This is a genomic window from Enterococcus sp. FDAARGOS_375 (assembly GCF_002393265.1).
GTDB classification, from domain to species: Bacteria; Bacillota; Bacilli; order Lactobacillales; family Enterococcaceae; genus Enterococcus_D; species Enterococcus_D innesii.
Genome location: NZ_CP023515.1, coordinates 610,958 through 627,129, shown reverse-complemented (window position 1 = coordinate 627,129; position 16,172 = coordinate 610,958). Strand labels below are relative to the sequence as shown.

Here is a 16,172-nt window from a genome sequence, read left to right as displayed (position 1 = left end):
GAGACAAGGAAGAAAAGGTGTTTTTAAGGAAAGGGGTATTTATGAAATTTTTTTCTATGAAGTTGTTGGCACTGTTGTCGGTGGCAATGGTCGTCTATTCGGCACCGGCGATTTCTGCCAATGTCCCAGCGATTGCGGCAAGCTTTCCAGAAGTTGATGCGGTCTACATTGGGTTACTGACCACGATTCCGTCATTGTTTCTTTTGCTGGGGATTTTTACTACTAGCATGATCGAAAAAAGGATCGGCAAAAAATACACGATGGTCACCGGATTGGTCATTGTGGCGATTTTTGGCACGCTGCCGGCATGGTATCAGGGGAGCTTTCCCGTCTTGTTTCTTTCTCGAGGGATTCTTGGCTTCGGGATCGGCTTATTCAATCGTTTGGCGATTCAAATGATTAGTTTGCTGTTTCAAAATGAGCCGCAAAAGAAAGCCAAAGCTCTTGGATTAGAAAGTGCCGTCGGTGGTTTAGGTGGTATCTTTATGACTTTGCTCGTAGGACAGCTAGTGAAGATTAGTTGGGAAATGTCCTTCTTGGTTTATGGCTTTGCCCTGATCAGTCTCTTCTTTGTCCAGCTATTTATTCCCAACGAAACACAGGCTGTGACTAATGAGACGTTATTGGCGAACGTCACGGTTTCAAAAGAACGGAAACAGCGATCATTCGTTTTGGGTGTGCTCTTGTTTCTAATCGTTGTCTTGTTTATCAATTACAATTTACAGATCACACCGTTGTTGTTGGAAAAAGGAATCGGGGACGCCACCGAAGGCAGTAACATGATTGCCGCCATTGCGACGGGGGCATTTATCGCCGGCAATGCCTTTGGCTTGATATACAGTCGCTTACATCGCTGGTTGCTGCCCATTGCGGCATTGCTTGCAGGAAGCAGCATCTATTTGACCTATCCCTTGCAGACGGTGGGGCTACTCTTGGGTTGTTCTTTATTATTAGGCTTTGCCTTTCGCAGCATCATGCCTTTTTTCACCCACTTACTGACGACTGGTGGTGAAGCGGAAGCTAAGTTTGGCACGGTCGTCTCGATCGTTGCTTACAATTTAGGGGTCACGTTAGCCCCTTATGCATCACGCTTGCTGATACTAGTCAGCGGCAGTGAAACAGCAGGGATGCAGATGATTCTATCAGGGGGCTTGTTGTGCTTGATTGGTGTCCTAGCTTTTTTGGGAAATAAATACTTTCTGTATTTTGAACGAGGATAGGCGAAAGCTAGCTTGATCCTCGTTTTCCGTCTTCATTTCATCCTTCTCATCGCTTATAATAAAAAGAAACAATGATGAGTTGAGCGCACTAGACAAACTGCCGGCGTCAATCAGAGGGGAGAACCAGATGTATCTTTTTCAAAAAATTGAAGAAGCAGCGTTTAAACAAAATGACGCGAGACGAACGATCGGTGACTTTTTATTAAGCAATCGAGAAAAAGTTAGTGAGTATAGCATGGAAGAAATCGCAAAACTGACCCATACTTCCAAGCCGACGCTGGTCCGTTTTGCAAAATATTTTGGCTTTTCTGGTTGGAAAGAATTTGTATATGCCTTCATGCACGAATTGGCTCATTTTGATGATGGCTCAGCAACGATCGATGTGAACATTCCTTTTGGTGAGGCGGCAGATACATTAGAAATCATTGAAAACTTGGCGAACTTGCGCATACAGACGATTAAAGAAACAGCTTCACTTATGACAGTGAAAGACCTGAATCAAGCCGCTCGGCTCATCAATGGAGCTCAAACCATCGTCATCTATGGGCGCAGTCCAAATTCTTATTTCGGACAGCTGTTTAAACGCAACTTAAACACGATCCATAAAAAAGCCTTTCTTGCGGATACGGACGAAGCGGGCTTGATTTCTAATACGCTGACCCCACAGGATTGTGCCATTCTTATCTCTTATTCTGGTAATAATTCAGAAACGTATCCTATGAAAAATGTGAAAACATTGTTGAAAAATGGTGTGCCGATTATCAGTATTACGAGTGGTGGAGAGAACTATTTGCGGGACTATTCGACGATCGTCTTAACGATTGCTAGCCGAGAAAAACTGTATTCTAAAATCGGAAATTTTTCCACAGAAGAATCGATTCAATTCCTTTTGACAGTTTTGTTTGCTAAGATTTTTTCCCTCGATTATCAGGAAAATATCCAAATGAAAATCACCAATGCTCGTTTTTTAGAGACGAGCCGAAAAACGACGTTTAAAGAGATGGCAGAAGAATAAAAGGACCGCACCGAACATGGTGTGGTCCTTTTTCCCTATTGTACATTGTTGGAAGTGGTTAATTTCAATTCAATCGGCTCACCGGCAGCGACAAGACGAATCCGCTTTGGATTGACGATCCGATCGTACAAAGCTTCAGGATCCCCATTAAAGGCATCGATATGCGGAGCATCCACTGTACCCCAGTGGGAGAGGATCAAGTCAGCATGAGGATAGGTATTTGCCAGTTTCACGGCGTTTTCAAAGCCGATATGCCAAGCATTGTCGTTAAAGTCGAACAAGATCGCATCTGGTTGAGGCATCTCTAATTGCTCTGGTAAAAGACGAGAATCGCCAGGAATCCATAAGGAACCATCCGGGGTATCGATCCAAAAGCCGCAATAGTCCTCAATTTGGAAGACACGGTCAAATTTTGTCGTCTCATTTTGCCAAAGGTGATACGCCTTTGTTAAAGAAATCTCCAAATTTTTAACGGTGAATGAATCATAGATTTCGTGACCTTGGGCAGCAACTTGAAAGTGCTCTTGCATAAGTTCAGCAACATATTTGGGTCCATGGAAGCTATCGGTAACCGGGACTAATTTTTCAATCGTCGGAATGCCGTAGTGATCATTATCTGAATGGGTGATCAATACTGCATCTAAGTGAGGAACTGCCGCCGATTTGATTGGCAGATCGATCAGTAACGGCAGGTCAAATCCTTCTAAGACCGGATCGACCATGATACAAGTACCACGGCTGTTTAGAAGAATACCGGAGTTTCCTAACCAGCGAATGATCGTTTGATCCGTTTTTTGAAAAGCGTCTTCATGAAAAAAAATCGTTTTTGGAGGCATTGCTTGTTTCGCATTTGTCATTTTCCGTCGTTCCCTTCGCCTGTTTTTTATAAAGCCAACGTAAAATAGCCGTTCATAACCGGCTAGATCAAATCGGTGATTCAATAAGGATTGCTTCAATGGTTGGGGGAAGAAGCAGTGGTTTGATCCGTTGTTGCGGGATCATCGGGGTGTTCTTTTTGGGTTGGTAGATCCATTATGTTTAAAGGCCTATTATGATCGCAGTAAATCAAAAGTAACACAATCATCTAGTAAATTATATCATTGTTTCTAGTGGCTTCGTCAAGGCGATGTTTGGTCTTTTAATGGAATAAATTTCGAAAAAAGAGCGGTATTTAATGAAAAGATGAAATCCATTTCGTCTTTAAGAAAAAAGATTGGAACCGCTCTCTAAAAATGGTACATTGCTGGCAGAAAGAACAGTATGTTATACCGGTAAGCACATACAACATAGATTTTCTTTGAAATTTATCTAGGGGTGGAATGTATGAGTGAAAATTATCAATCATTAGCAAAAAAAATCGTCCAGTATCTGGGGGGACAAGAAAATATCACGGATGCCTATCATTGTCAAACACGATTGCGCTTTAAAGTCAAAGAAGAAAAGCGGATAGATCAAGGAGAACTAGAGGCACTCGATGGGGTTGCCAAATACATCAATAACGCAGGAGTACATCAAGTCGTGATCGGAACACATGTCAAAGATGTCTATGAAGAAGTCACAAAATTGGTTTCGCTTCAATCATCAGGGGCGTCGGAACCTGGGGAGAAAAAAGGACCAGCAGCTGCAGTGATCGATTTTGTGGCAGGAACGTTTCAACCAATTATTCCCGCACTGTCCGGTGCCGGAATGGTTAAGGCAGTTTTGGCTTTATTGATCGTCTTTGATGTGATCACGGCTGATTCGCAGACCTATTACATGCTGAATCTTTTTGCAGATGGTGTTTTCTTCTTCTTACCAATGATCCTGGCCTTCACCGTGGCACAAAAATTGCGTTGCAATCCAATATTAGCGGCTTCAGTGGCTGCTATGATGATGCATCCTAATTGGGGGGCGTTGGTCACAGCAGGCGAACCCGTTCACTTTTTTGGGGTTATTCCTTTTACATTAGCAAACTATACGGGATCAGTCATTCCGATCCTGATCGTGATTTTTTTCCAATCGTATGTCGAAAAGTTTTTGAACAAAGTGATTCCAAAATCAGTGGAGCTGGTTTTTGTTCCAATGCTAACATTCTTGATAATGGGTACATTAGCCTTCTCGCTATTTGGACCGATCGGTAGTATCTTGGGTGGTTATTTGGCAACTTTCTTTACCTTCTTAAGTGTCCATGCTAGCTGGGTTCCAGCGGTTTTGATTGGGGGCTTTTTACCAATCATGGTGATGTTTGGATTGCACAATGGGATTGCTCCTTTAGGGGTGATGCAAATGGCAGAACTTGGGTATGACAGTATTTTTGGTCCAGGGGCATTGGTCTCAAACATTGCTCAAGCAACCGCAGTAGCAGTTGTTGCGTTGCGTACGAAAGAGAAAAAGACTAAGCAGTTGGCGGTATCAGGGGCGATCACTGCCTACATGGGGATTACTGAACCCGCTTTATATGGCATCAATTTGCCCAAAAAATATCCGTTAGTTTCGGCAATGATCGGTGGGGCTTCTGGTGGTTTGTATGCTGGCTTGACCAATACGCATCGCTTTGCGACCGGTTCGTCTGGTCTCCCAGCAGTCTTACTATATATCGGTGATGATACGATGCGCTATTTTTGGAATATCATTATTGCATTGGTGATTGCAGCTGTGGTGAGTGCGGTCGTTACCTATGTCTTAAGTTTCAAATATGAAATAAAAGTGACAATTGATGTTCCGGAGATGAAAGCAGTAGTCTTAGAAGATACCCAATTGATCAATCCTGTACCAGGAACTGTGATGCCACTGAATCAAGTCAAAGATGACGCATTTGCTTCTGAAGCACTCGGAAAAGGATTTGCGGTCGATGAACCCATCGGTGAAGTCATTGCGCCGTTTGATGGAAAAGTCGCTGCTGTTTTTCCTACCAAACACGCGATTGGCTTGGTTTCAGACACCGGAATTGAATTGTTGATCCATGTCGGTTTGGACACAGTGGAACTAAATGGTCAGTATTTTGATGCGTTAGTAGAAGCAGAGCAAAAAGTTACAAAAGGGCAGCGATTGCTGACGTTCGATGTACAGCAGATAAAAGCTGCAGGATATCTCACACAAGTACCGATCATCGTTACCAATACACCACAATATACCGCAGTCGAACTTGTGAAAGAAGGATTGGTAGCTAAAGAAGAGGAAGTACTTGTAGTCAAAGTCTAGGAGGAAATAACATGGGATTGTCAGATGATTTTTTATGGGGTGGTGCAACGGCTGCCAATCAAGCAGAAGGTGGCGTATTAGCAGGAGGACGTGGTTTATCAAATGTCGACCTCTTACCAACTGGTCCTGATCGCGCAAAGGTCGCTGCGGGTGAACTGGAAATGTTGGAATGGCAGGAAGATTCTTTTTATCCAGCCCAAACAGCCATTGATATGTACCACCATTATATGGAAGATATTGCCCTTTTTGCCGAAATGGGTTTTAACGTGTATCGGATGTCACTTTCTTGGTCAAGGATTTTTCCAAATGGCAATGACGAAGAGCCCAACGAAGAAGGCCTGCTTTTTTATGAGAAAATCTTCAAAGAATTGAGAAAACACCAAATCGAGCCATTGGTCACGATTGCCCACTTCGATGTTCCGTTGCATTTGATCAAGGAATTTGGTGGCTGGAAAAATCGCCGACTCATTGATTTCTATGTGACCTATGCGGAAACCGTCTTCCAGCGCTATCGCGGGTTGGTCAAATATTGGCTGACGATCAATGAAATCAATATCTTGCTGCATCAGCCCTTTGTAGGTGGCGGGATCGTCTTTAAAGAAGGGGACAATCGTCAAGAAATCAAATACCAAGCAGCGCATCATCAGTTAGTCGCCAGTGCCTTAGCAACCCAAAAGGCTCATGAAATCGATCCGACCAATCAAGTTGGTTGTATGCTGGCTGGCGGCAGTCATTATCCTTATACTTGCCGACCTGAAGATTACCAAGAAGCAATCAATCGTGATCGCGAAGGGTATTTCTTTATCGATGTGCAAGCCCGAGGCAAATACCCCAATTATGCCTTGAAAAAATTTGAGCGAGAAGGCTTAACAATCAAAATAACACCTGAGGACGAGGCGATTTTAAAGGCTTCTCCTGTTGATTTTGTCAGTTTTTCTTATTACTGTTCGCGAACGGTCAGTGCCCACCCAGAAGACTATGCGCAAGCGACAGGGAATCTCTTTCCATCAATTAAAAATGAACATCTATCATCGACTGAGTGGGGGTGGCAAATTGATCCGTTAGGACTGAGAAATTCATTGAATCAATTGTATGATCGCTATCAAAAACCGTTGTTTATCGTAGAAAATGGGTTAGGGGCGATCGATACCCCTGATGAGAATGGGTTTGTCGCAGACGATTATCGGATCGACTATTTAAAAAAACATATCCAAGCCTTCAAAGATGCAGTGACGATCGATGGCGTGGAACTACTTGGCTATACTACTTGGGGGTGTATTGATCTTGTAGCAGCCAGCACGGGTCAAATGAGTAAACGCTACGGCTTTATCTACGTGGATCGAGACGATCAAGGCAATGGCACCTTGAAACGAACCAAGAAAAAGTCCTTTGAGTGGTATAAAAAAGTGATCGCTTCAAATGGGGAAGTTTTATAATATACAAAAAGAATGACACGAGAAAATGTGTCATTCTTTTTGTATTGTGTCATGTAATTTCAGGATAGAGAAGCAGGAACTCTTTTTTTACACGAGCCAATGGTGGACGCTTTTTATCTGCTTGCTATTTTTTTCCTGCAAAATGTGTAAAACGGACAAACTGATTTTGGGCTTCTTCTTGTAAAAACTCTTTAGGTGTCAGCTGAAATTCTTGTTTGAAGCAGCGTAAAAAATGGGTATAGGAGTTGAAGCCGCAAGCTTCGAAGGTGGCGGTGGCGCTTCTGGTTTTACGTAAAATTTCTTTGCTCTTTAAGAGTCGTTTCTTGACGACATAGGCATGAAAGGCGACGCCAGTTTCTTTTTTGAAGGTCCGAGAAAGCGAGTATGGACTCATGAAAAGGGCTTTGGCGACGGTCTCTAAGGAGAGATCAGTGGTCAAATGCTGATTGATATAGGTAATGGCAGCCAAAATGTCTTTATTTTTATAGAGTGAGTCGGATAAAAACAGCGGTTCTTTTTCCTGATAGGCAATCGTATTGATGGAAATCAAAAACGCGATCAAATGATTTTGATAAAGTAAGTCGGTGCCATAATTGCTATCCGTTTTTTTGCGCAAAGGACGCAACAGCTGGTCTAGTTGTTCGGCATCGATCGATAAAATACGACTATTGATGCCGCCGTTGCTACGAAAACAGGCAGTGAGATCTGTTTGGGTAGTGGAGAGGGCAGTGAGATAACTAGGATTGATATACAGGTAGGTTCGCTCGAAAAAATCAGAAGTTTGATGGACGATTCGATGCAAGACGTTTGGAGGAATCAAGATGATCGTACCAGGTTCTAGAGGGAATTCTCCGCCATCGATAAAGAAGACCGCTGATCCTTTTAAGGTACAGTGAATCTCATAAAAACTATGGTAATGATAAAGGGTATTGTTTTCTTCTACGATGTCTTTGATATGAAAGGCCTCAAAACGATCGTTGATCATCGTGTCCGCACTTTGCTTCTCCATGATTGGCTCCTTTCGTGCTTGTTTGATTTTATTATACAAGAATAGATAGTAAAGTGTCAATAACTGCTATTTTTATGCAAATGTAAGCGTGTTACGATCAATCTATCAAAGAGAAATGAGAGGATGAACCCAATGGTGATTTTAGAACAGTTATTTGTGGAAAAACGTGTCGTAGAAGAAAAAATTGATCGCATGATCGAAAATTTAACGACGATCAAGGATGACAATGGTGAATTTCTAATAGACTTTGACGGCTTGATCGTTGATGATAAAAGCTGGGAGATTTGGAACTGGCCGCAAGGGGTGGGACTATACGGTATTTATAAAAACTACCAAATCACCAAAAATCCTAAAGCGCTCCAAGTTGTGGAAGAATGGTTTGAGCAACGGATGTTAGAAGGCGCGCCACCTAAAAATGTCAACACGATGGCGCCGCTTTTGGCAATGGCGTATCTTTATGAAGACACCAAAGATTCTCGTTACTTGCCTTACCTTGAACAATGGGCGGAATGGGTCATGCATGATATGCCGCGAACCGACGAAAATGGTCTGCAGCATGCGACCTATGGACCAGAAAATCGCAACCAGCTTTGGGACGATACCTTGATGATGACTGCTTTGCCTTTGGCGAAAATTGGCATGTTGCTGAATCGTCCGGCTTATATCGAAGAAGCAAAACAACAATTTATGATCCATATCAAATACTTAGTGGATAAAAAAACTGGGCTTTGGTTCCACGGCTGGACCTTTGAAGAACGCCACAATTATGCACAAGCGCTTTGGGCAAGAGGCAACTGCTGGATCACCATTGCGATTCCTGAGATCATTGACATTCTCGACTTGCAAGAAGGAGATGCGTTACGTAGCTTCTTGATCAATACCCTCTTAGACCAACTAACTGCCTTGCAAGAAATGCAAGATGAAAGTGGCCTGTGGCACACCTTGTTAGACGATCCTAGCTCGTATGTGGAGGCTTCTGCGACGGCTGGTTTTGCCTATGGGATTTTAAAAGCCGTTCATAAGCGTTACATTGACAAAGCTTGGGAAGATGTTGCCTATAAAGCGTTAGCCGGTTTGATCGAACAAGTCGCAGAAGATGGAGAAGTCCAAAATGTTTCCATCGGTACTGGAATGGGAGAAGACTTGGAGTACTACAAAAACATTGCGATTACGGCGATGCCTTACGGACAATCACTGACAGTCTTAGCATTTACTGAACTATTGGTTTCATTTTGTTAATTTGAACACCTTACGTAATAAAGAGAGGAGCAGACAAAGATGATCAAAAAAGCGATTCGGATGAAGTTACATCCTGGTTATGAAGCAGAATATGAAAAACGGCATCGCGAACTATGGCCAGAACTAAAAGAGCAGCTCATAGCACATGGGGCGAAAAGCTACCAGATTTTCTTAGATCCAGAAACCCTTGCGTTGTTTGGCTACCTTGAGATTGAAGATGAAACCCGCTGGCAGCAGTTAGCGGCAACCGAGATCAACCAAAAATGGTGGCATTACATGGCAGAACTCATGGAAACAAATTCGGATGATTCGCCAGTGACACAGGAGTTAAGGGAAGTCTTTACGCTGTAAGCTAGTTAAAAACGTTCATTCCTTAAAACGAACACGGTCGCATCAGTTGTTTGAAATCAATCACTGGTTAGTCAAAGAGGTAGTTCGCTCACGAATGTGAGCGGACTACCTCTTTTGTTGAAATAGCAAAACAATGCTTTCGGATAGAAGAAACGTTAAGAGAGAAGTGCTTTTTCTTGCTGCTTCAAAAATTTCTTTGGTGTCATACCAGTAATCTTTTTGAATGTTTGAACAAAATATTCAGGCGCATTGCTAAAGCCCGTCATCGCTGCCACTTCGTAGACTTTGTAGTTTTTCTTCAGCAGTTCTTGTGCTTTTTTGATGCGGTATTCGGCTAATTTTTGATTGAAGCGAATCCCGGTTTCTTTGTAATAGGTTTTTCCTAAGTATTCAGGATTTAAGTACAAAAGATGGGCGGCGATCCATTTCAATGACAATGCTTCATGGTCATAATATTCTTCGATGATCAGGTTGACTTTTTGGGACAGCTGCATGTTCTCGCTATCATCTAAGCTGCCCCGCATCAAATCGATACAGTGAAGCAGCATAAACTGGAGTTCGTGCCAATTATTCAAGAGCATGATCTTTGGGGAATAGTCATCAAAGTAAATGTCTTTTTTGATGCGATGGTTTTCAAAAATTGCCGATAACAAATCGTTGACCTGCAGCCGTAATAGTTGGACAGGGTAAAGCTCCATGCGACAGGTAGAAAAAAAGTTTTCCGTAAGAACTTGGGCTAAAGTCAGTTCGCCTTTGTCGATCAATGCCAAAAGTTTTTCACGGTATTCCATGTAGAGACTATTTTCATAGACATTTTCTTGTGAGATTTGGGCTTCTTGGATGACTTCAAAGGTATCAAAATAAAACTCCTTATCCAAGTTCCGCTTGCCTAAATGATAACTGAGTAAAAATTTTTCGGGAGTGTCGACCCAGCAATTGATGGCGATCCCTTTTCCTAGATGCGCAGCCTGTACCTTCGTTTTAAAAAAGAGATTAAAGGTATTTTCCGTACTGAAGTTCAGGATATAGCCAACTTTGTTTTGATGACCGATCACCAACTCGTGATGGTTCTCATAGCTTTCGATCCGCTTAGCGACGGCGTGATAGAATTTCGAATCAAATAAGTACATACAAAATGGAAAAACGAATGATTCAGGCAGTGGTTCTTCTCCGCAGCTATTGATGTATTGCTCAATTTGTTGTTTTAAATAGAGGGTAGATTCCATTTGGCGACGTTCAGAGCGTTCGATCGTCTCAGCCAACGCTTCTGAAAGCTTGCTCGGAAAAACAGGTTTTTCAAGGAAAAATTTGACTCCTAAAGCCATCGCTTCTTTGGCAAAGGAAAAGCTGCCAAAGCCTGTCAAAATAATGATTTGAATCGCAGGATTGATGGCTTTTAGGTTTTTGATTAAGGCAAGTCCATTGACTTTAGGCATATTGATGTCGGTAATCACGATGTCGATGGTGTTTTGCTGACAAAATGCCAAGGCTTCTTCACTGTCTGTGTAAATTCCTTTGACCACTAATGGGAAATCAAAAGAAGCAACGAGGTTAGCCACACCATTTGCTATCAAGGGTTCATCGTCAACAACGAGGATATTTTTCATGTTTCACTCACTCCTTTTAAGGGGATCACAAAGCGCACCGTCGTCTTTTTGAAGGGAATCGAGGAGACGATGGCTAACGACGCTTGATCACCATAATGCAGTTGCAATCGTTTTTGAATATTGGTCAATCCGATGCCGCCTTCTTTTTCAATCGAGAAGTTGGCTTTAAAACCAGGGCCATTGTCAGAGACACTGACTTGGAGAAAGGTTGCTTGTTGTTCAATCGTAAGGACGAGGCGACACGTTTCCTTCATATCATTGACGGCGTATTTAAAGACATTTTCAATCAATGGTTGAATCAGTAACTTAGGAATCTTAAAGGACAAGTCATTCACCAAAATTACTTCGATATACTCGATCCGTTTCCCGAAGCGAACGTTTTGAATATTGATATAGGCGTGCACGATATCTAATTCATCTTGTAGCGTTGTGAAGTCAGACTTGGTATCGATTTTTTTTCGAAACAAATAGGCAAGGGAGGTGACCATCTCTGAGATCTGCCACTGCTGATTTTCAATGGCGATCCAGTTGATCGAGTCTAACGTATTGTAGAGAAAATGTGGATCTAATTGCGCTTGCAATCCTTTAAATTCGATTTCTTGGGACAAAATACGCATTTCATAATTGTCCTTGATCAAGGCATTTAATTCATCGATCATCGTATTGTAGCTTTCATAAAGGACCATGATCTCTTCTTGACTATTTTCTGGGACAGCGAGGGTCTTTAAAGAGGCCAGTTTTTTCGTTTTCCGCAGAACGGCCATTTGCGAAGCCAAGTCAGCTAAAGGTCGGGTCAGCTGATTGCTTATTTTCCGAATCACAACAATAATCAAACATAAAAAAGGCAAACTCACAGCGATGGAAAGGCCTTGTAGTTTATAAAGATCCGCTAAGACTTGGTTTTCAGGCAGTAAATAAATGAAGGTCATATTCGGCATCGTCTTCCGATCCATTGCATAGTAGTACTGGCGATTATCAAACGTCATGGAGCCGATCGATCGCTGGAAGGTTTCCATTTTCTGCTGCAAGGTATTTTGATCCGCAGCGAGGGTTTGCTCGTCATTTGCGGTACTATAAAATTGGTTCTGATACGCCATGAAAAATTGGTTTTGTTCAGAGACAATGGGAAGACTTTCGATCTCGTTACGAAAGAAGGACGTATTGACTAGAAATATCACCGTACCAATATAGGTCAAAGAAAGATCGGCTGTTGAATAGATTTTTCGCAGGTAGACACCTTGAGAAAGGTCCTTTGCAAAAAACCAACTCCCTTTGGCAGGCTTATCGGGCAAAGTCTCGATCATATCTTTGATGGTTTGGCCATTAAAGATATGGTCGGTCTCGGCTAGAAAGTTGATCATGTTTTCGTTCGTTGGGGTAAAGAGATAGACGTTTTGAATCGTTGATTCATTGCGTACGAGGGCGTTGATTTCTGCACTTAAGGCATTCTTTTGGTCGATCGCCTCTAAGGATTGCAAGGAATCTTGTGCCAAGATCCTTTGTAGGCCATTTTGGATCGGTGCACTATCGATAATGCGAAAAGAGAGGGTTTCGACGGCAGTTAAACGTTTGGCGATATTTGTTGAAATGATCGAGACATCTTTATACGCGGCTTCTTTCAGCTGCGCCATGTAGACTTGTCGCCAAACTAAGGTCAGGAGAACAGCCAATGAGACGATAATTGCCACCGTCGCAAAAAAGACAAAATGTAACTGTCGCTCAAAAGGCTGCTTTTTAAAGTGATTGATCAGCTTCTGGGACTTCATGGACACTGCCTCGCTTTGCTTGCAATTGTTTGGTTTTTTCAATCATCTGACCATGAAAAAATTCAGCGAAAAACAAGAAAATCACTAGTCCAAAGACGAGTAACAAGGAGGTTTTGGCAGTCAATAAGAGAAACAATAAATACCAGGTAAACAACAAGGCAAGGCCTTGCAGTGGGTAGCGAAAGACTAGAAAGATACTGACGTACAAGGTCTGTTTCCAAGCGTGTTGTTCGGCTTTGGCATAGGTCATAAAGCTGATGAATGCAGTGTAAAGGAGGAGAATCGTTAAAAGTAAATAGACAGGACGCAGCCAAGCCATTTCAGTCGGGAAAAAATGAGTGATCCGTAAGTTAAACAACAACAGGAGTACTGTACTTAATAGTCCAATGCCAAAAAGGGAAAAGGTGCGAAAGGCTTGCTTGTAGGCTTGCCAGAAGGCAACAGCTGAATAGTCATGACCAGTTTTACGAAAATCATGTAAACATTTGATCGTGACAGCGGTGGCAGGACCGAAGCCAAAAATCCCCAACCCTAAAAGGGTAAAGAAAAGCCATAAAAGGTTTAATTTAGCAAAATAAGCTGTTACCGTAAAAAGACGAAACAGTCCGGTTTGTATTTTTTTCATTGTTTCCACCTACCTTGTTTTTTGAAAAGTAAGCCTTTTCAACGCTAGTATAGCATAGTATATTGGAAAAAATAGAGCATGTCTGTTTTTTTACATTTTTCATCTGTTTTTCTATTTTTTTCTAGCTATTGCCCGTGAAGGCTTAGCCTTCAGCAAAAACGGCAGTCTAGTTTTTCACATATTTGCTCTTGTTTTTTCATTTTTATTAACGAGGATTTCCATTACAATCACCTTGTAAGCGCAAACAAAAAAGGAGTGTAGAAGAATGAAGAAAACTTTTTTAAAAGCAGCGAGCTTGTTGTTTCTTGGTGCGACCTTAGCAGCTTGTGGCAACAACGGCAATAGTAGCGGAAGCTCAGAAGCTGATGCAGATGGGAAAACGACGATTTCCTTTACCTGGTGGGGCTCAGAAGTCAGACACGAGAAGTATATCGAATCGATCAAAGAATTTGAGAAGCAAAATCCTGACATCAAAGTTGAATATGAATATGGTTCTTGGGATGACCATTGGAAAAAACTAGCAACAAAAGCGGCTTCTGGAGAATTACCTGATGTGATCCAGATGGATGTGCAGTACATTGCGCAATATGGAACGAAAAATCAATTAGCAGATATGTCGGAATTTATCGGCAATGAGATTCAAACCGATGATATCAAAGAATCGATTTTAGCAACTGGCGAGTTAGATGGAAAAGTTTTTGGCATACCAACTTCTGTCAATACGATGGCGATGCTCTACAATCCATCATTGGTAGAACAAGGGGGCACTGGGATCGACTTTAGCAATTATACCTTCGATGACCTTGTAGAAAGTACGGCAGCGATCGCTGAAGCAACCGGTGATTATGGTTGGAATGATAACAATGACAACAGTACGATTTTACAATACTTTTTACGTACTAAAGGCGAAGATCTATACCAATACGATGCAGACGGCAAACCAGAGATCGGTTTTTCCAAAGAAAACTGGGTTGAATTTATGGGGGCTATCGCGGACCTTACGGAAGCCAAAGCAATGCCAACCGCAGAAGTGACTAGCAATGCCAACAGTATGGATCAATATCCGTTTTCACAAGGAAAAGCAGCCTATATGATGACTTGGTCCAATCAATACTTGACCTATAAGGCCTCCGCCGCAGAAGATGTCGAAATCAACTTGGCTCGTCCATTCGACTCAGAAAACGGGGCGATGGCGTATCGACCAGGGTTCTTTTATTCGATCGCGAATGCTTCTGAATCAAAAGAAGCAGCTGCGAAGTTTGTTGACTTTTTAGTGAATAGTGAAGAAGCCAATAAGATCATCGGTACTGAGCGGGGGATTCCTTCCAATGATGCCATCAAAGAATTGCTTTATGCCGACATGACACCAGAAGAACAAGAGTCCTCTGATTTCTTAGATGATATTGCAGATATCGTTGGTGATCCATCCCCAATCCCACCAATTGGGTTTGCTGAAATCAACACGTACTTTAAAGAGCTGTACGCAGAGATCACTTATGGCACGATGACACCAGAAGAAACTTATGATGCCTTTACGCAACGCTGCGAAGAAATTTTTGCAGAAAACTATCAATAAGCATAGCTGCGGCGCCTTTACTGACTTTTTCAGTAAAGGCGTTTTTTTGGAGAAACAATGGAGGAAAAAATATAGGTCCTCTAGTTTTTCACATTTCTGTGCTTTTTTTTCTATTCATTCTTAAGAAGCACTTCGTTAAAATCAACTTGTAAGCGTAATCAACTATAGGAGGTAGGAAGTGAAAATTATGGAACTACAATCAAAATCACCCACGGCAAAAGAGCCTGGGAAACTCAAAAGCTGGTTTAATCGATTACCAGAATCAAAACAGAATATGGTTACAGGCTACTTATTTATCTCACCCTTCATCATTGGCTTTTTTGCTTTTATTATCGTCCCGATGGGGATTTCTCTTTTTATGTCTTTTCATGACTATGATTTATTGACAGAGGCGCAATTTGTTGGCTGGAATAACTTTAAGACGATTTTTACGAATGATCCCAAGTTTGTTCAGTCACTGACTGTTACGCTGAAATATGTTGTGTTGGCAGTCCCTTTACGGCTGATCGTCGCATTAGCAGTGGCGATGCTGATCAACCGCCCATCGAAATTAAGCGGCGCTTATCGGGTATTATTTTATATCCCTTCGATTTTAGGTGGGAGCGTGGCGGTCTCGATCATGTGGCGGAATCTTTTTGGCGATTCAGGGTTGATCAATGGCGTGCTAGCGGCGATCGGCTTAGACCCGATCTACTTCTTTAAAAGTCCTGGCTTAGCATTGATGACCTTGATTTTATTAGCAGCGTGGCAATTTGGCTCGTCGATGTTGATTTTCTTATCCGGTTTGAAAAATATTCCGAAAGATTATTACGAAGCGGCGGAAATTGATGGGGCAGGAAAAATCAGACAGTTTTTCAATATCACGGTTCCAGTCCTGACGCCAATCATCTTTTTCAATCTGATCTATCAAACGATCATGGCCTTTTTGACGTTTACACCTGCGTTTATCATTTCGAATGGGACGGGTTCACCCCGTAACGGCACGTTAGTCTATTCCTTGTACATGTATCAACGAGCCTTTACCGATTTCAAAATGGGCTATGCTTCAGCCTTAGCGTGGATTTTACTGGTCATCGTTGGGTTGATTACGATTCTGTTGTTTGCAACATCGAAATTTTGGGTGTTTAAAGAAAACGAGGAGGTTTGAT

The 16,172-nt window shown here is 42.2% G+C and carries 13 protein-coding genes; 8 read left to right on the top strand and 5 right to left on the bottom strand.

What is annotated here, in order from left to right; genetic code table 11:
* The first annotated feature begins 41 nt into the window (after positions 1-41).
* Entirely contained in the window at positions 42-1,220 is a 1,179-nt protein-coding gene (locus CO692_RS03940) for an MFS transporter (protein WP_096741606.1), read from the top strand.
* 127 nt (positions 1,221-1,347) lie between these two features.
* Positions 1,348-2,235, top strand: coding sequence for a MurR/RpiR family transcriptional regulator (locus CO692_RS03935; RefSeq protein ID WP_096741605.1), 888 nt, complete (start codon positions 1,348-1,350; stop codon positions 2,233-2,235).
* Between the two features lie 35 nt (positions 2,236-2,270).
* On the opposite strand, the gene CO692_RS03930 is transcribed toward CO692_RS03935, so the two are convergent.
* A complete protein-coding gene (locus tag CO692_RS03930; RefSeq protein ID WP_096741604.1) occupies positions 2,271-3,092 on the bottom strand; it encodes an MBL fold metallo-hydrolase in 822 nt (273 codons plus the stop codon).
* A 466-nt stretch (positions 3,093-3,558) separates the two neighbouring features.
* Between CO692_RS03930 and CO692_RS03925 the strand changes: the two genes are divergently transcribed.
* Both CO692_RS03925 and CO692_RS03920 read left to right on the top strand, forming a co-directional pair.
* On the top strand, positions 3,559-5,415 hold the full coding sequence (locus CO692_RS03925) for a beta-glucoside-specific PTS transporter subunit IIABC (RefSeq protein ID WP_096741603.1): 1,857 nt from the start codon (positions 3,559-3,561) through the stop codon (positions 5,413-5,415).
* 11 nt (positions 5,416-5,426) lie between these two features.
* Positions 5,427-6,851, top strand: coding sequence for a 6-phospho-beta-glucosidase (locus CO692_RS03920; protein WP_096741602.1), 1,425 nt, complete (start codon positions 5,427-5,429; stop codon positions 6,849-6,851).
* Between the two features lie 124 nt (positions 6,852-6,975).
* Here CO692_RS03920 and CO692_RS03915 read toward each other — a convergent pair whose 3' ends face one another.
* The gene (locus CO692_RS03915; protein ID WP_096741601.1) at positions 6,976-7,860 is read right to left on the bottom strand and encodes an AraC family transcriptional regulator; all 885 of its coding nucleotides are present in this window, start codon (positions 7,858-7,860) and stop codon (positions 6,976-6,978) included.
* A 132-nt stretch (positions 7,861-7,992) separates the two neighbouring features.
* Between CO692_RS03915 and CO692_RS03910 the strand changes: the two genes are divergently transcribed.
* Together CO692_RS03910 and rhaM are read left to right on the top strand one after the other, a co-directional pair.
* Positions 7,993-9,099 (top strand): glycoside hydrolase family 105 protein, encoded by a 1,107-nt coding sequence (locus CO692_RS03910; protein WP_096741600.1) that lies wholly within the window; start codon positions 7,993-7,995, stop codon positions 9,097-9,099.
* 39 nt (positions 9,100-9,138) lie between these two features.
* On the top strand, positions 9,139-9,450 hold the full coding sequence (rhaM, locus tag CO692_RS03905) for an L-rhamnose mutarotase (RefSeq protein ID WP_096741599.1): 312 nt from the start codon (positions 9,139-9,141) through the stop codon (positions 9,448-9,450).
* Between the two features lie 155 nt (positions 9,451-9,605).
* On the opposite strand, the gene CO692_RS03900 is transcribed toward rhaM, so the two are convergent.
* Genes CO692_RS03900 through CO692_RS03890 form a run of 3 tightly spaced genes read right to left on the bottom strand, consistent with a single transcriptional unit; the run spans position 9,606 to position 13,448 of the window.
* Positions 9,606-11,057 carry a response regulator gene (locus tag CO692_RS03900; RefSeq protein WP_096741598.1) on the bottom strand — a complete coding sequence of 484 codons (1,452 nt, stop codon included), beginning with the start codon at positions 11,055-11,057 and terminating at the stop codon, positions 9,606-9,608.
* Complete coding sequence (locus CO692_RS03895) at positions 11,054-12,823, bottom strand: sensor histidine kinase (RefSeq protein WP_008380747.1); 1,770 nt, start codon at positions 12,821-12,823, stop codon at positions 11,054-11,056. Before CO692_RS03895 ends, CO692_RS03900 begins: the two co-directional genes overlap by 4 nt.
* Positions 12,792-13,448, bottom strand: a complete 657-nt coding sequence (locus CO692_RS03890; protein WP_010749870.1) for a DUF624 domain-containing protein — start codon at positions 13,446-13,448, stop codon at positions 12,792-12,794. Before CO692_RS03890 ends, CO692_RS03895 begins: the two co-directional genes overlap by 32 nt.
* Positions 13,449-13,713: 265 nt before the next feature.
* On the opposite strand from CO692_RS03890, the gene CO692_RS03885 reads away from it, so the two are divergent.
* Together CO692_RS03885 and CO692_RS03880 are read left to right on the top strand one after the other, a co-directional pair.
* Positions 13,714-15,024 carry an ABC transporter substrate-binding protein gene (locus CO692_RS03885; RefSeq protein ID WP_060791387.1) on the top strand — a complete coding sequence of 437 codons (1,311 nt, stop codon included), beginning with the start codon at positions 13,714-13,716 and terminating at the stop codon, positions 15,022-15,024.
* Between the two features lie 187 nt (positions 15,025-15,211).
* On the top strand, positions 15,212-16,171 hold the full coding sequence (locus tag CO692_RS03880) for a carbohydrate ABC transporter permease (protein ID WP_016608843.1): 960 nt from the start codon (positions 15,212-15,214) through the stop codon (positions 16,169-16,171).
* Position 16,172 lies beyond the last annotated feature (1 nt).

What these genes read in the sequence shown, in the direction of transcription:
- CO692_RS03940 (WP_096741606.1), top strand. Translation starts at nt 42, where the DNA reads ATGAAATTTTTTTCTATGAAGTTGTTGGCACTGTTGTCGGTGGCAATG.
- CO692_RS03935 (WP_096741605.1), top strand. Translation starts at nt 1,348, where the DNA reads ATGTATCTTTTTCAAAAAATTGAAGAAGCAGCGTTTAAACAAAATGAC.
- CO692_RS03930 (WP_096741604.1), bottom strand. Translation starts at nt 3,092, where the DNA reads ATGACAAATGCGAAACAAGCAATGCCTCCAAAAACGATTTTTTTTCAT.
- CO692_RS03925 (WP_096741603.1), top strand. Translation starts at nt 3,559, where the DNA reads ATGAGTGAAAATTATCAATCATTAGCAAAAAAAATCGTCCAGTATCTG.
- CO692_RS03920 (WP_096741602.1), top strand. Translation starts at nt 5,427, where the DNA reads ATGGGATTGTCAGATGATTTTTTATGGGGTGGTGCAACGGCTGCCAAT.
- CO692_RS03915 (WP_096741601.1), bottom strand. Translation starts at nt 7,860, where the DNA reads ATGGAGAAGCAAAGTGCGGACACGATGATCAACGATCGTTTTGAGGCC.
- CO692_RS03910 (WP_096741600.1), top strand. Translation starts at nt 7,993, where the DNA reads ATGGTGATTTTAGAACAGTTATTTGTGGAAAAACGTGTCGTAGAAGAA.
- rhaM (WP_096741599.1), top strand. Translation starts at nt 9,139, where the DNA reads ATGATCAAAAAAGCGATTCGGATGAAGTTACATCCTGGTTATGAAGCA.
- CO692_RS03900 (WP_096741598.1), bottom strand. Translation starts at nt 11,057, where the DNA reads ATGAAAAATATCCTCGTTGTTGACGATGAACCCTTGATAGCAAATGGT.
- CO692_RS03895 (WP_008380747.1), bottom strand. Translation starts at nt 12,823, where the DNA reads ATGAAGTCCCAGAAGCTGATCAATCACTTTAAAAAGCAGCCTTTTGAG.
- CO692_RS03890 (WP_010749870.1), bottom strand. Translation starts at nt 13,448, where the DNA reads ATGAAAAAAATACAAACCGGACTGTTTCGTCTTTTTACGGTAACAGCT.
- CO692_RS03885 (WP_060791387.1), top strand. Translation starts at nt 13,714, where the DNA reads ATGAAGAAAACTTTTTTAAAAGCAGCGAGCTTGTTGTTTCTTGGTGCG.
- CO692_RS03880 (WP_016608843.1), top strand. Translation starts at nt 15,212, where the DNA reads ATGGAACTACAATCAAAATCACCCACGGCAAAAGAGCCTGGGAAACTC.